Origin of the sequence: Microvirgula aerodenitrificans DSM 15089, from assembly GCF_000620105.1 — a bacterium.
In the GTDB taxonomy this organism is placed as follows: domain Bacteria; phylum Pseudomonadota; class Gammaproteobacteria; order Burkholderiales; family Aquaspirillaceae; genus Microvirgula; species Microvirgula aerodenitrificans.
Genome location: NZ_JHVK01000001.1, coordinates 373,041 through 386,778, shown reverse-complemented (window position 1 = coordinate 386,778; position 13,738 = coordinate 373,041). Strand labels below are relative to the sequence as shown.

Below are 13,738 nucleotides of genomic sequence, written 5' to 3'. Positions count from 1 at the left end.
CTTGATGAATGGGCCTGCCGAAGAGGAGTTCGATTGCAATTCATTCGGCCGGGAAAGCCGGTAGACAATGCACATATCGAAAGCTTCAATGGCCGGTTTCGGGAAGAGTGTCTGAACCAGCATGTCTTTCGGAACCTGCATGATGCCAAGCAGAAAATCGAAGCCTGGCGCCAGGATTACAACGCCGCTCGGCCACATAGTGCGCTGGGCTACCTGACCCCGGTCGAATACCGGGAGAAAAACCATCCACAACCAGTCCTGATTGCTAATTTATGACTGGGATACCGGGCGGGGGAAGGTCAAGGCCAGCCGTGGATCATCGGTGCTGGTCGATAACATTCGCTGGCAGTCGTATCTGGCCGGTATGACGCAGGCCGAGGCCGAGGAATGGGGTGTTGATGAAGGACAGCGGGGGTTCTTTGTCCGCTATGGCGTCAGCAAAGCAAACTACGGTGCACCTTTTCAGGAATGTTGGTTACGGCGGCACGAGGGCGGCGTACTCAAGCCGGCTGTACTTGAGCGACTGAAGCGCCAGTCGCCCGCGAAGCTGAAATTCGTAGCGAGGGGCGGTAATGACAACTGGTAATCAGGTCGCCCCGACCAGCACGGCCTTGCAGGCACGAGTGATGATCTATCAGCCCAGCCAGCGCCCACGGGAACGTGCCGGGCAGTGGATAGACACCGGTTTCGGTCGATGCCGTGTAACCGGCAGGCTGGGTCAACGTCATGCCGATATTGTGGAATCCATGTTGTATGTGGCGGAGCGCCGCCGCGAAATATCGGACGGCGGCATCGAGCTGCTGATTGATCCGGCGAAGCTGCGCCGGATGCTATCCGATCACCAGTACAGCCACGACCGCATCAAGAAGCTGCTGACCGACCTGCGGGCTGCCACGGTAGAAATCGTGACGCCGAAAATGGAGAGCACCGGTGACAGCATCATTGGCGGCCTGATTGATCACGTTAGGCCATCACCCATGACACGCCGTGATCCGCTTACCGGCGGCGAGCGCCATTTGTGGCGCGTCCGGCTGGGAGTTGCCCTAGTGATGTTGCTGGAAAGGGATTTGTCTTTGTACTACCCGCCTGCCCCCATTGCCCGGCTACAACACGGGATCAGTCAGGCGCTTGCACGGCATGTGCTCACCCACAGACACGATCCGGCAGGAGGCTGGCACCTGGACACCTTGATTCGTGCCGTAGGAGGCGAGGCGATCAACAGCATGATGCTGCGAAATTATCGGCGACGCTTGAAGGATGATGCCGTCGGGTTGATCGAAATCGGTATCGAAATAGATGCCACAGACAGGGTAAAGCGTGTCACAGCGGCCCGATAGCGTGCCACACCGGCCCGAGGGTGTGCCACACCGGCCCGAGGGTGTGCCACAGCGGCCCGAGGGTGTGCCACAGCGGCCCGATATTTTGCGGTTTTGGCAGGATATTCAGGATATTTCAGGATATCCAGGCGGTGTAAGCGCCCGCTTGAGGCGGGCGCTTACACCTTGTCGGTCAAGCCCCGATGGGCTTGATCAATCGGCCAGAGGCCGATAGTTGAACGCCAGGAAGTGAAGGTAGCCGCTAAAGGTCACTGAGTTTCACCTGCTCCCCTTTCTGTTTATGTCTAGCCTAGCGAGGCGAACACTAGACCGTTCAGGAAGTGGAACGGTGTTAGTTTCAGGTTTATAGCTGGGCCTAAACATGGGAAACCTCTCAATCTCCCATGTGCAAGTCCGTCATCAAATCATTCACACTGGAGAGCTTCTTACCCCTGCCCGCCTCCAGTTCAGCAATGGCTTTTTTCGTGACGGTGTTAGGCACCTTCACGTTGAAAGGCAACCGACGTTCATCGGCGATGTGCTGCATCAGAAGGCGGATGGCATCGGAAATCGACAAGTCCATCGCTTCGAGCACACTTGCGGCACTCTCCTTAATCTGGGTATCAACACGGGCGCAAATGTAGGTGTCGGCAATGGTGCCCATGACAATTCTCCTGGGGGCGATTCAGAACCCTGTATTGTGAGCCTCATTGAGGCCACATTCCAAATCTTTATCCGTACAAACCTGCCTCTTCAACTTTGAAAAAATAGGGTTAAAAATGCCAGAGCCAAAATTTTCAAGCGTATACGGATTTTTTACCAGAGATGCACTCTCGGCTAACACTTCGGCTAAACCTTCCTTTTGGCGTAAACCCAACCTTGACTGGACCTACAATATAGAAGCCCGCTTCTGAGCGCATGCTCAGAAAAATTTTAGCGGCTAAAATACCAAGAGACCAGGCATACCGAGCAGCAGGCTGATCCTGAGGACAGGGCCGGGCCTCTCAAAAAGAGAGAGGGGGGGGCGATTTATCTTCTATCAGGCAATGGAGCAATCTATCAGGTAGTGTGCCCTACCCCAACTCAGGCCAACGCCAGAAAATGTCGAAAGCATAAAATATCAAGAGCGCGATAGGATTTAAAAATGCTGCCGTATGACCCGATCTTTACCCAATCCAATCCAGCTTTGACGCGAGAATATCCCATCTATCCTCTGCCAGCATCCGCTCCCCCTGCATGCCTACCACTGCAGCCAACTCTTCCCAAACACCGTCGAGCACACCAAGTCGTTGCAGTTTTTCCGCGATAGTTTTCTCTTCAAGGCACAAGCGAACACATCGAGCGACACCAGCCCCATCCATTCCAAGAGGGATGATTGCGCTCATTTCACGGTGTAATCGGTAAAGTGCAATTGACTCCGTCAAGTGACGGAACACAGGTGTCACTCCATAGAACTCGGCCAAGAGAAACTCCCCCTCAAACTCGGCCATCGTCAGTAGAAAGTCTCTCTCACTGCCGCACCCATTTTCGATTTTTTCCCAGATTCTGTCATCTAGAACTGGCCCCGCACTGATCAGACGTGTACGACATAGCTGCCATAGCATATGCACGTCGCCCCACATTGCCCGCCATAGATCATCCGGTCCGTTCTGATGCAAGTGAACCACATCCGCGTCAACTCTGGCCAACAGATAAAGCTGCTGAGCTGACAGTGCCTTATCACCGCTAAAATTTAACCGCCATTTTCCCGTAGCCTGCGTTGTCATCATTGTCAGTCGATCAAAATACCCTGCAAATTGATGTGGGTTTTCCGCCCCCACACGCAAGGCCAATTCATGCATGACTGCCGCAGCGCGCATTCCGTCACGACGGCGCTCAGTTTCACTCCGTGTAGGTCGAGCCATAGGGCAATTTCTCCTAGTAAGAAAACAACCGATAATTTGCACTATCACTTTAACCCAGTTCAGCCAATAATTCACGCATCAACCTCAGTTGTTATTAAGCAGGTCCACGCAATGAACTCGGCATTTGAAATTTTGAAAGAGCAGTACGGCGCGGTAATGACACTGGAGCAGCTAGCCATGGCCTTGAGCAGGAGGCCGGAAGGCCTTCGGATGGCTTTGCTTAACCCCAAAGAGGCATGGGCACACAAGCTAAATGCTCATAAATTCTATGTGGGACGCCGGATGTACTTCCCGGTCGAGGTAGTAGCCAGTGTGCTTATCGGCCAGAGAACCTAGAAAGGACATTGCCCCCAGGCATCCAGAAGGGGCTACCAAGAATATTTTTCGTTTTCCCGATTTTTCCCCGATTCCAGGGCAAACCAACCCCGACTATCACGGTTTCATCCCGATTTTCTCGCAATTCTTTGCTTCACTGACAAATCGGATGTTGGTCTGATTTTATTCTTGGCGTAATCGACGCTGAAAGGCGGGCAGGATGTGTGAAGTAGGCCCACCGGAAAGCCGGTGTTCCTACTTCACATCCCCTTATTCGCGCCGGAGGCACTCAACGGGTCTCCTGCTCTGCGAGGCTACCGGCTACCGCCGACAGGAGAGCTAATGAGCAATGAGAGAAAAATTACGCGGAAGAGCAGTCCAGCCATCAAGGTGTACTGCCTCCCTGAAGAGCGCGAAATCATCGAAGAAAACGCCAAGAGAGCGGGCATTAGTGTCGCTCGTTATCTACGCGATGTAGGTCAGGGATATCAAGTCAAGGGCGTCATGGACCACCACTACGTACGAGAGCTGATACGCATCAATGGCGATCTTGGCCGGCTTGGTGGCTTGCTCAAGCTCTGGTTGACTGACGACGTCCGCACTCTTCACTTCGGTAACGACACGATCCTTGCCCTATTGGATCGCATCAAAAAAACCCAGGACGAAATGAGCCAGACCATGAAATCTGTAGTTCTACCGAAAGCCAAGTCTTGAATATTTTAGCGGCTAAATAAAGAAAGGTAAGTACATGAGAAACCAGAACAAGTATGACCACAGTCACGGAAAACATTTGCAGACTCAGAGGATTCCGTTAAAACACCGATATACCAAGCTGGCCGCATTTACCATCGTGGTAGGTTGGCTTGCTGCTTGCAGCAACAAGCCAACCCCAGCGTCCTTACCGGACGTGAACGATGAAAACTGCAAATCGGCGAACTTTGCCAAGATCGAGGACAAGGGGAATCAGCAGGCGTTTGCCTCCTTGTGCCTGCGCCGTGGGGGAGCCTCCGCCCCCAGCAAGCCGCGTAAGTGGTGACTGACATGAAGATGCCAGCCAACCTTAAAACCGTCACCGGGCTGCTGATCACCTGGCTGGCGCTCTTCGCCGTCGATGCGCACGCCGCACTTGAGAATGCCGGGGTATTCGACAGCGTGCTGGACCGCTACTCATCGGCCGCCAGCAGTTGGGGAGGCGTCACGACCGCCGCCGCCTCGTGGCTGTTCTGGACGCTGGTTCTGATCTCTATGGTCTGGACATTTGGCATGATGGCCCTGCGTAAGGCGGACCTGCAGGAGTTCTTTGCCGAGTTCCTGCGCTTCACTATCTTTACTGGCTTCTTCTGGTGGCTACTGAGCAACGGGCCTGCATTCGCTTCGTCCATCTACTCGTCCATGCGGCTACTCGCCAGCAAAGCCACGGGGTTGAGCAACAACATTTCGCCGTCAGGCATCGTTGATGTGGGCTTTGCGATCTGGGACAAGGTTGCGGATCAGTCCTCGGTCTGGTCTCCGGTAGACAGTGGGATCGGCATGCTCCTGGCCCTGGCGATCCTGGTCATTCTGGCCCTGGTCGGCGTCAACATGCTGCTACTGCTCTGCTCAGCATGGGTACTGGCCTATGGCGGGGTCTTTTTCCTCGGCTTCGGCGGATCACGCTGGACGTCCGACATGGCAATCAACTACTACAAGACCGCGCTGGGGGTTGGTGCACAACTGTTTAGCATGGTGCTGCTGGTAGGTATCGCCAAAACGTTCCTCGATAACTACTACGGTCAGATGAGCGAAGGCATCAGCCTCAAGGAGATGAGCGTGATGCTGATTGTCACAGTCGTGCTGCTTGGCCTGACAGATAAAATCCCCCCCCTCCTTGCCGGGATTATCACTGGTGCAAGCGTAGGTAGTGGCGGCATCGGTAATTTTGGTGCAGGCGCAGCTTTCGGTGCCGCAATGAACGGGAGCAGTGTCGTAGCTAATGCAGCAAGCATGGCAGGGGCAGCCGCGATGAGTAGCGCATCCAGCATTGGTGGAGGCGCCTCAGCAATTATGGCAGCGTTCTCGAAGGCCAGCGAGAACGTATCGGCCGGCACCGACATCATGTCGACGTTCTCGGGAGCTGGCGGCAGCGGTGATGGTGGGACCGGTTATAGCGACGGAGACAATGCCAGCACCGGCGACACACCATTTGCACAAGCCGCAGGATTTGCCGGGGGCGGTTCTGACAGCAGCGATAGCGGCGGCTCCAGGGGTGACGGGAAAGGCATGTTTGCCTCGGCTGCAGCAGCCATGAGTAAGGCGGGACGCATTGCGGCCGATGCTGGCGCGAACTTGGCCAAGGGAACGGCACAAGTCTCAGGGGAAAAGGCAGCCAGCATGCGCGAGGCGGCTGCAGAACGGATTGCGGATACCACTGGCGGGAAGATCGCCGCTGCGATCAATGCACAAGGCTCGCAGAACAGCACTCAAAACAGCGACTCTGACGCTGATCAGGAACCGCCATTCGACGGCAACAGCGCGCAAGGCAGCAGAGAGGGTGGTGTCACCCCGACTTATCAAGAACACCTATCTGGCCGAGCTGCTGCGATGAAAGCAATGCAAGGCAGCGCCTCTTCACAAGGTAGGGATGAATCGAACGTCGCCCCTGAAGTGGCGAACTTCGTGAATCGCTCAGCATCAGCGTGAAAAAGTGCATTAACCGGGCATGACCGGCCGGTACTTCCACTCAGTTCCTGAAAGGAAAGGTGAACCATGACACCCACACATGTAACAGAAGCAACACAAGCAGTGCAGCACGCAGCAGCACTACTCATTACCCTGGACTGGATTGACCAGGACACGGCACAACAACTCGGGCCACTGGCCGAGGCCGTCGCCAATGTCTTCATGGTTGTGTTCTACCAAGCGGAGACGGGCCGAGTGACACGAGATGACTTCAGCAAGGCCTTGGGTGCAGTACGGCAGTCACTCTCCGCTGAGTAGGCTGCACATCAAAAGCAACAAGGGCGGCCAGCGGTCGCTCTTGTCATTTCAGAAGCGACAACTTCAGGCTGCATGGCCAAACTCGCCGCGAGCAGCTCAGCCAAGAGGAAACGGAGTAAAAAAATGACACGTCGCACATTCAATGCGGATGGCACGCTTACGCTGAAATCATTTTCTTGTTTCGGGGAGGGAAACGTCGAAGAGACATTCCGGCAGGAAGTGGCACAAATCGATGCACACAACCGTAAAGCGCGAGCCATATGGCGCAGCCTGCCGCCAGAGGAACGAGAGAGGCGAATGGCCGAGTTCGAAGCACAAAAAGTAGCCCAACGTTTTGCCACCGGGGAAGCGTGGAGAGCTGCATGCCCCGAGCCAGATGACGGACAGGATGGAGGCGGTCCCACATTTATTTGAAACGTCGCGGGTAGCTCTCAACTAGATGGCGGCAGTGGATTACTACTACGGTCCAACAAACGGTGGTTTCCTAGACACCGCTGGACTGCATGCTAACGGGCCGCCACAAACACCTTGATCTGTTAAAATTCCCATCAATTTTTCAACGTCCGGCAACTGTCAATGAATCAACGGATCGGCTACAGGAGAACGCGATGATCAGACAACTCAAGATCCGGGGATTCAAGTCCATTACCGAACTGGACATCGAGCTGGGCGTGGTGAATTGCTTCATCGGAGCCAACGGGGTAGGAAAGAGCAATATCCTTGAGGCTGTAGGCGTCCTCGGAGCAGCTGCCAATGGCACTGTCGATGACGAGGCATTGCTGCGGCGGGGCGTACGCCCGGGCCTGCCACGCCTCTTCAAGTCGTCCTTTCAGGACTTCCGCAGCCTGCCGCATATCGGACTTGAAGCGATTGGCCAAGCCGGCGCTACCTACCGGGTCAGCTTGCTGAATCCACTGGAATCTCCTGAGCCAGCCTGGTCCTTCAAGACCGAGACCTTGACCGATGGCGTCGAGACCATCGTGACAGACGGTGTGCGCAGCCGAGGCAACCTCAATCCAAAGGCCGGTTTGGCCGCCGTGAGCATGGTGACCCTGCCCACCGACAGTTCGGCCACTCGCCTCTTACAGCAGTTGCAGCAGTTCGCGATCTACTGTCCCAATACGCCAACGCTCCGCGGCCTGGTACCTGACCCGCAAACACGCGAGCCGGTGGGCCTGGCTGGTGGGCGATTGGCCGAGGCCGTGGCCAACCTGCGGAAGTGGAGCGACGAAGCCCAGAACGAGGTCATGGACGATCTGCTGGGCCTGGCCGACTGGGCTGTTGATGTCACCGCATCGCGCAGCGTGCAGTCCTTGCTGTCCCCATCGGTGTCACGCAGCCAGGAAGTCCTGAAGTTCAAGGACCGCTTCATGGCGAGCAATCGCAATGAGCTGACGGCTTTTGACGCCAGCGAGGGCGTGTTGTACGTGCTGTTCACCGCTGCGCTTTGTCTGTCTGCTCGCGGCCCTGGTCTGATTGCCATCGACAACCTCGACCAGGCCTTGAACCCCAGGTTGGTGACCGCCTTGACTTCGCGTCTGGCTGGTTGGCTCGGCAACGCCGCCGCGCCCCGACAGCTGATGTTCACCGCTCACAATCCAGCGGTTCTGGATGGCCTGGACCTGGAGAACGACGACGTGCGGCTATTTGCCGTGGATCGAGACAGCAACGGGCACACCGTCTACCAGCGGCTGGTGCCAACGCCTGAGCTGAGGGCGCAGAACCGCGAGTACCCGCTTTCACGCCTGTGGATGATGGGCCACCTGGGAGCGGTGCCCAATGTCTAACCCGCTGCGGATTGCGCTTGTCGCGGAAGGCGCGACAGAACGCGAGGTGATCGATGCAGCGCTGAAGGTCATTCTTGCCCCACGTAGCTTCGTACTGACGCAGCTGCAGCCTGAAGCGACCAAGCCCGATATGGGTGCCGGCTGGGGCGGCGTCTTGAAGTGGTGCCACCAGCTTGCCGCACGGTGCCAACCAGGCGGTCGGCCAGTCGAAGCCGATCCCACCTTGTCGAACTTCGATGGCGTGGTGCTGCAACTGGACGCCGACGTGGCGACCTTCGCGTACAGCCAACTTCGCCCGCCCTTCACGGATGCCGAGGCTGCAGCCCGTGGCTGGGGGCCCTTGCCGTGCGCAACTGTTTGCCCACCGGCGTCGCTCCCTCAAGATGCCTTGTTTACGGTGCTTCTGTCTTGGTTGAGCCCCGCCACACCCGGCGCGAAGACCGTGGTGTGCATCCCAGCCATGAACACGGGTGCCTGGCAAGCCGCAGCCAAGTTGCCAGAGGGCCACCCGCTCCAGGCAGATCTGGAATGTTGCGCCGACATCGAAGACCGACTGCGACGATTGCCCTTGGCACTGAAAGTCGACAAGAAAAAGCGGGAGAGCCGCTTGAATGCTGCAGCAGCGGTGACCCAGCACTGGACTACTGTGACCGGACTCTGTTCGCGCGCCCATACCTTTGACCTGGCCATCCGAGCCGCCTTCCCTTGACAACACATGAGCATGCAAAGAATTGAACCCGGGGCACCTGAAAGTCAGAGTGCTGATCTGACGGCCGCCAACGTAGCCCAGCTCAAGACCCTGTTCCCGGAGCTGGTGACCGAGGGGCCGAACGGCCCGACCGTCAACTAGGACGTGCTGAAGGCGCTGGTGGGCGACGCGACGGTGACCGACGCCGAAGAGAAGTACGGCTTGAACTGGCACGGGAAGCGTGCTGCGCGGCAACTGGTGACCTCCTCCCGAAAAACCGTAGCGGTGAGAAGTAGAGATTTCTGGCAAATTTGAGCCCATCCGGGCAGGAGATTTGTCATGAAAAAATCGAAGTTCACGGAAGAGCAGATTGCCTTCGCGCTGCGCCAGGCGGAGTCGGGCACCACGGTCGCGGAGGTCTGCCGCAAGATGGGCATCTCCGAGGCCACAGGCCACCTTCTACAACTGGAAGAAGAAGTACGGTGGCCTCGGCGTCAGCGAGCTGCGCCGCTTGAAGCAGCTGGAAGAAGAGAATGCCCGGCTCAAGCGCATGGTGGCCGACCTGAGCCTGGACAAGCAGATGCTGCAGGAAGTCATCCAAAAAAGCTGTGAAGCCGGCTCGCAAACGCGAGCTGGCCAACTTCCTGATCGACGCGTACCGCGTCAGCATTCGCCGCGCCACCGCTGTCGTTCAACTGCGGCAAGGCACTTATTTTTATCGCCCTCACCCTCGTGACGATCGTGCGGAACGGCAGCGAATCCGCGAGATTGCCGCTACGCGCATTCGCTACGGCGCGTGCCGCATCCATGTCCTGCTGCGGCGCGAGGGCTGGCTGATCAATCACATGAAGACCTACCGGATCTACTGCGAGGAAGGTCTGAACCTGCGGCGCAAACGCCCCAGACGACGCGTGACCGCTGCGCATCGCCAGGCGCGGCCGGCCGTCTCCAACGTGAATGCGTGCTGGAACATGGATTTCGTCGCCGATCAGCTGTTCAACGGCCAAAAGATCCGGGCGTTAACTGTAGTGGATAATTTTAGCCGGGAAAGCCTGGCGATCACGGTGGATTTCGCCCTGAAAGCCGCGGACGTAGTCGCGACGATGCAGCATGTGCAAGCCTTGCGCGGGACGCCGCAACGGATTCAGGTCGACAACGGCAGTGAATTCATTTCGGTGGTGCTGGACCAATGGGCGTACGAACAAGGCGTCACGCTGGACTTCTCGCGGCCCGGGAAACCCACGGATAATGCCTTCATCGAGTCGTTCAACGGCAGTCTGCGGGATGAGTGCCTGAATGTGCATTGGTTTCTGTCGCTGGCTGATGCGCGTGACAAGATCGAGCGTTGGCGGCAGGATTACAACGAATTCAGGCCGCACAGTTCGCTGGGCGACCGGACTCCCAGCGAGTTCCGGCTAGCCCATCTTGAAGCCGGAAATCTCCAGCTTAGACCGCTCGGTTAGTCGGGTGGAGGTCATTAAATGATTGGATAGAAAAGATGATTGCTTCGCATAAGGGTAAGGTCGTCAGCCTGCTGCTTGATGCCCTCAAGGCAAAAACAACCGTGAGCTACAGTCAGTTTTACAAACTCTTTGACGACCTTAGCCCTAAAGAATTTGGGGGGGAGAATCTGTTTAAAGCAGACATCCATCGAACGCTCGAAGCTGCCGGAGAAAAACTTGCGGACCTTTCCGACGCCATTGTTACCTGTGTAATGAGGAACAAGGACGATATTCCCGGCATCGGTTTCTTCGATGTATATCGGAATCGTCGCCCGGTGGAATATGAGGCTGTAGCGGGCGAGACCATCTTGCAGCGACTGAGCATTGACCAAAAAAGAGAGATGCTCAAGCTCGAACGGTTGCGCACCTATGAGTACGCAGACAGATACCTGTAACAAAATGACCAAATCACACAAGGCACCTTTGGGTGCTGTTTTTATTGCCATGGACAAAACAGCAAACGAAAAATGCGACGTCACCCCGGATTCAGTAGCACTCAGCTTTAGAGCCCGGGGATTAATGTAGCCGGTTTTCCGGCTAACTGCTTCGCATAGGCTGACGGTGTCAGCCCACCCAAACACCTCTTTGGTCTCTCGTCGGGAATGCTTGATTTTGATGCCAAGAAGAAATTTTCTTAACATGGTGTTTTTCGTGGCATCGAAAGCAATTCCGTCTTTACTCATTGACGGATAATGGCTTTTGTTTCTCGTTGATGACTGAGTGGGAGTGAGGGTTTTTTATAACCACCTGATTTAAATAATATTTAACGTGCCATTGATGATGTTTTTTGCGTTATCAATGGCATTTTTTATGGCATCGAGTCAGGTGTCACAAGTTGGGTAACGCTGATGCCAAGAGCACATCCAGTGACTGGCATGGTATTTGTCAAAAGCCTGCAAATTGGGGACAATTTGCGCTGTGTCCTGCTGTTCTGTAAGTGGAAGGCACTGACTATTCTGCAATGTTTGCTGCCCATCGCCTCTGCAATATGAATGCCCGCTCTTTGCCGACGAGCAGTCCTTTTAGTGAAAGTGATGAAGCAACCGCGTGAAGTCAGAAATCATCTAGGAAATGAATCGACGAGCCTTTCCTAGACGGCACAGGATTACGTCTCTCGAACTCTATCGGAGACAGACCATCCGCAGACGAATGTCTGCGAATGAGCCAATCCGAACCTGCGCAGTTTGAGGCTGGCATATTCAAACTCATCATGCCCCCAGCATAGTGCTCTCAGATTACAAAAAGGCCCGCCAGTTGTTTTGGCAGGCCTCTTTATTTTGCATAGTGGCTTTCTGCTACTTGGGGCCGACCAGCTTTAGCACCAACTTTGATTTGTTTTGCTCGAACGTGTAAATCGCGGCCAAGGGGACAGCGGTGACAATCACCCCTGACAGGACTGAGGAGACTTGCGAGTTGAATTTATTCAGTAATGGCACTGCGGCAATGCCTTGGCTAATAACCCGTTGGGCGTAAATGCCGGCAACAGCCGATGCCGCGCCCATAATCACGACTTGCAAGGCCACCAATTTGTCTGGCTCATTGCTGGTAACGATACGGATTGCACGCACAACGCTGAGGGTGCTCTCACGAATCAGCGCAAAGACAAATGAAGGCATCTTCAATACCAAAGAAATGAGAATCTGAGGTATCACGCTCATGGCGCCTGCTACGCCAGCCTCGATGCCCAGCGATTTCGCACGCGACCAAATTTGACGTTCTTCAAAACGCTTGGCGAGTTCAGCGCTCAGGCGATTCTTGCTGAGCTTCATCTCCTCAACAATTCCTTCTTCGGAGACAAACTTCATGCGTTTCAGTTCGTCCATGAACACGTCAATGGTCTCCACCACAATCAGGCCCACGACCTGTTGTGCGGCCATGGTCGCGCCAGTGAGGGCAACAGTGGTACCGATCTCTTTGACGGCTTGGATTTTTGCAGAGCGGATAACCTGCTTGCTCTCTGCATAAATTTTATCGATCGCCTTTTTGTCGATGACATGCTCTTTACCTGTTCCCTTGACCGTCACGATCAACTTACCGTCATCGGTAGGATGTGGCTTGGAATTCGCGGACAGCCAGTCATACAGGTCAGCCTCACCCTTTTGGCTGTTGATGCTTCGGTGCATGTACTTCAGATTGCCGGGGTCGTTCACGACCTTACCCAACTGTTCATCGGTCAGGCCCATTTTCAACAGCTGAGAAGAGAAGATTTCTTTTCTTGATGTGATGTGATCGACCGAGACAATAGTAGCCTTATCTCGTTCATAGACCAAAGGTTCATCCGGGTTGTAGTCATTCTGGAAAACCGTGTCGTTCGGCGTTTTATCAGAGGGCTTTGCGTGGGAGTAGTCACCAAACGTGCCCTGTTTTTCGTGTCGATAGGTATCGTAGTCGTCAGTCAGCTTGCCATATTTAGCTGCACTTTTTTCATCTAGGATGCCTCCTAGCATAAAAGCAGCGATCGCGCGTCGAATTGATTCTTTGCGGCATTGCTCGTAGATGTCGTCCACGGAGCTCGCTGGGGTAGGTAGACGTTTTTTAACGTCGTTGACCATGTCGAACGTGGTCTTATCCAGTTCTAGCGTATCGCGGAACATGCGGTTGAGCTTGCTTACTGATTGCTTGGAAAGTTTTATAGCGGCTTCTGTTGTTTCGTTCAGGTCGAAATTCTGTACGGCATCGACTGCACTGTCTTTCATGTTCGCAACGCCATAGCTCGCCTTGACGGCCTGATCTGCAAGATAGTCACGAGTGCCCGCATAGTCATGTTCCATGACTGCATCGATAGCCTTTGTTGTAGCATTACCCGCCTGGTCCGCAATGTTTGACGCAGTCCGCTTAGCAGTTGCTTGCGCTTCTTGATAATCGAAGTCTTTGACCATTTGTGACGCGGCGGTTGCCGCCTCTGCGCCTTTGGCCGCAATTTCGCTTGCTGCGTCATCAAGCTTCTTTTTGGCAGCTGCAGCCGCATCTTTCAACTTGTCCGCGCTGAATTTATCGAAGAAACTCATGCTGCACCTATTCCATTATTTTACAATTTGAATCAAATATAGCATAGGACGCTGGCAATTAGATCCTTATCAAAAAGGCGTTGTTGCATAAATCGTTGCCCTTCAAGCGGTAGGCTTGCTGCATGAGTCAGCCCCGCAAGCCCTGCTATCGAGCTATCAACTGGAAACAGTACAACGCAGCCCTTAAAGCTCGGGGGTTCTTTGACAGTCCGCTACGATGCTGCTCATGCTCTGATGTGCTT

Annotated in this window: 16 protein-coding genes; 12 read left to right on the top strand and 4 right to left on the bottom strand. The window is 55.0% G+C overall.

The annotated features are described in order from the left end of the window. The 3 genes from Q352_RS22600 to Q352_RS0101820 form a co-directional block, all read left to right on the top strand. Positions 1-276: integrase core domain-containing protein (locus Q352_RS22600; protein ID WP_156952450.1), on the top strand; the 276-nt coding region annotated here is incomplete at its 5' end. A 46-nt stretch (positions 277-322) separates the two neighbouring features. Further along, complete coding sequence (locus Q352_RS19485; protein ID WP_244879551.1) at positions 323-586, top strand: P-loop NTPase family protein; 264 nt, start codon at positions 323-325, stop codon at positions 584-586. Continuing rightward, on the top strand, positions 573-1,337 hold the full coding sequence (locus Q352_RS0101820) for a hypothetical protein (protein WP_028497851.1): 765 nt from the start codon (positions 573-575) through the stop codon (positions 1,335-1,337). The genes Q352_RS19485 and Q352_RS0101820 overlap by 14 nt, the downstream gene beginning before the upstream one ends. A 373-nt stretch (positions 1,338-1,710) precedes the next feature. Here Q352_RS0101820 and Q352_RS0101815 read toward each other — a convergent pair whose 3' ends face one another. Next, a complete protein-coding gene (locus tag Q352_RS0101815) occupies positions 1,711-1,980 on the bottom strand; it encodes a type II toxin-antitoxin system RelB/DinJ family antitoxin (protein WP_028497850.1) in 270 nt (89 codons plus the stop codon). A 502-nt stretch (positions 1,981-2,482) separates the two neighbouring features. Next, complete coding sequence (locus Q352_RS0101810) at positions 2,483-3,220, bottom strand: hypothetical protein (RefSeq protein WP_036384735.1); 738 nt, start codon at positions 3,218-3,220, stop codon at positions 2,483-2,485. Between the two features lie 657 nt (positions 3,221-3,877). On the opposite strand from Q352_RS0101810, the gene traJ reads away from it, so the two are divergent. From traJ to Q352_RS0101760, 9 genes are all read left to right on the top strand, one after another. Then, on the top strand, positions 3,878-4,249 hold the full coding sequence (traJ, locus tag Q352_RS0101800; RefSeq protein ID WP_028497847.1) for a conjugal transfer transcriptional regulator TraJ: 372 nt from the start codon (positions 3,878-3,880) through the stop codon (positions 4,247-4,249). Positions 4,250-4,283: 34 nt separating this feature from the next. Continuing rightward, positions 4,284-4,571: an entry exclusion lipoprotein TrbK gene (trbK, locus tag Q352_RS22595; RefSeq protein ID WP_028497846.1), complete on the top strand. Its 288-nt coding sequence runs from the start codon at positions 4,284-4,286 to the stop codon at positions 4,569-4,571. Positions 4,572-4,576: 5 nt separating this feature from the next. After that, positions 4,577-6,214, top strand: coding sequence for a P-type conjugative transfer protein TrbL (gene trbL / locus Q352_RS19480; RefSeq protein ID WP_211249584.1), 1,638 nt, complete (start codon positions 4,577-4,579; stop codon positions 6,212-6,214). A 66-nt stretch (positions 6,215-6,280) separates the two neighbouring features. Further along, positions 6,281-6,511, top strand: a complete 231-nt coding sequence (locus tag Q352_RS0101785) for a type I toxin-antitoxin system ptaRNA1 family toxin (RefSeq protein WP_028497845.1) — start codon at positions 6,281-6,283, stop codon at positions 6,509-6,511. 123 nt (positions 6,512-6,634) lie between these two features. Then, the gene (locus Q352_RS23175) at positions 6,635-6,925 is read left to right on the top strand and encodes a hypothetical protein (protein ID WP_156952449.1); all 291 of its coding nucleotides are present in this window, start codon (positions 6,635-6,637) and stop codon (positions 6,923-6,925) included. Positions 6,926-7,119: 194 nt separating this feature from the next. Further along, entirely contained in the window at positions 7,120-8,298 is a 1,179-nt protein-coding gene (locus Q352_RS0101780) for an AAA family ATPase (RefSeq protein WP_028497844.1), read from the top strand. Then, positions 8,291-9,007, top strand: a complete 717-nt coding sequence (locus tag Q352_RS0101775; protein WP_028497843.1) for a hypothetical protein — start codon at positions 8,291-8,293, stop codon at positions 9,005-9,007. The genes Q352_RS0101780 and Q352_RS0101775 overlap by 8 nt, the downstream gene beginning before the upstream one ends. A 318-nt stretch (positions 9,008-9,325) precedes the next feature. Continuing rightward, positions 9,326-9,598 (top strand): transposase, encoded by a 273-nt coding sequence (locus Q352_RS24555; protein WP_505757333.1) that lies wholly within the window; start codon positions 9,326-9,328, stop codon positions 9,596-9,598. Beyond that, the gene (locus Q352_RS0101760; RefSeq protein WP_036384732.1) at positions 9,595-10,449 is read left to right on the top strand and encodes an IS3 family transposase; all 855 of its coding nucleotides are present in this window, start codon (positions 9,595-9,597) and stop codon (positions 10,447-10,449) included. Before Q352_RS24555 ends, Q352_RS0101760 begins: the two co-directional genes overlap by 4 nt. A 14-nt stretch (positions 10,450-10,463) precedes the next feature. Here the strand turns inward: Q352_RS0101760 and Q352_RS23170 are convergent, their stop codons facing one another. Both Q352_RS23170 and Q352_RS0101750 read right to left on the bottom strand, forming a co-directional pair. Continuing rightward, complete coding sequence (locus tag Q352_RS23170) at positions 10,464-11,171, bottom strand: hypothetical protein (RefSeq protein ID WP_156952448.1); 708 nt, start codon at positions 11,169-11,171, stop codon at positions 10,464-10,466. A 612-nt stretch (positions 11,172-11,783) separates the two neighbouring features. Beyond that, complete coding sequence (locus Q352_RS0101750) at positions 11,784-13,496, bottom strand: hypothetical protein (protein ID WP_028497839.1); 1,713 nt, start codon at positions 13,494-13,496, stop codon at positions 11,784-11,786. Positions 13,497-13,738: the final 242 nt, after the last annotated feature.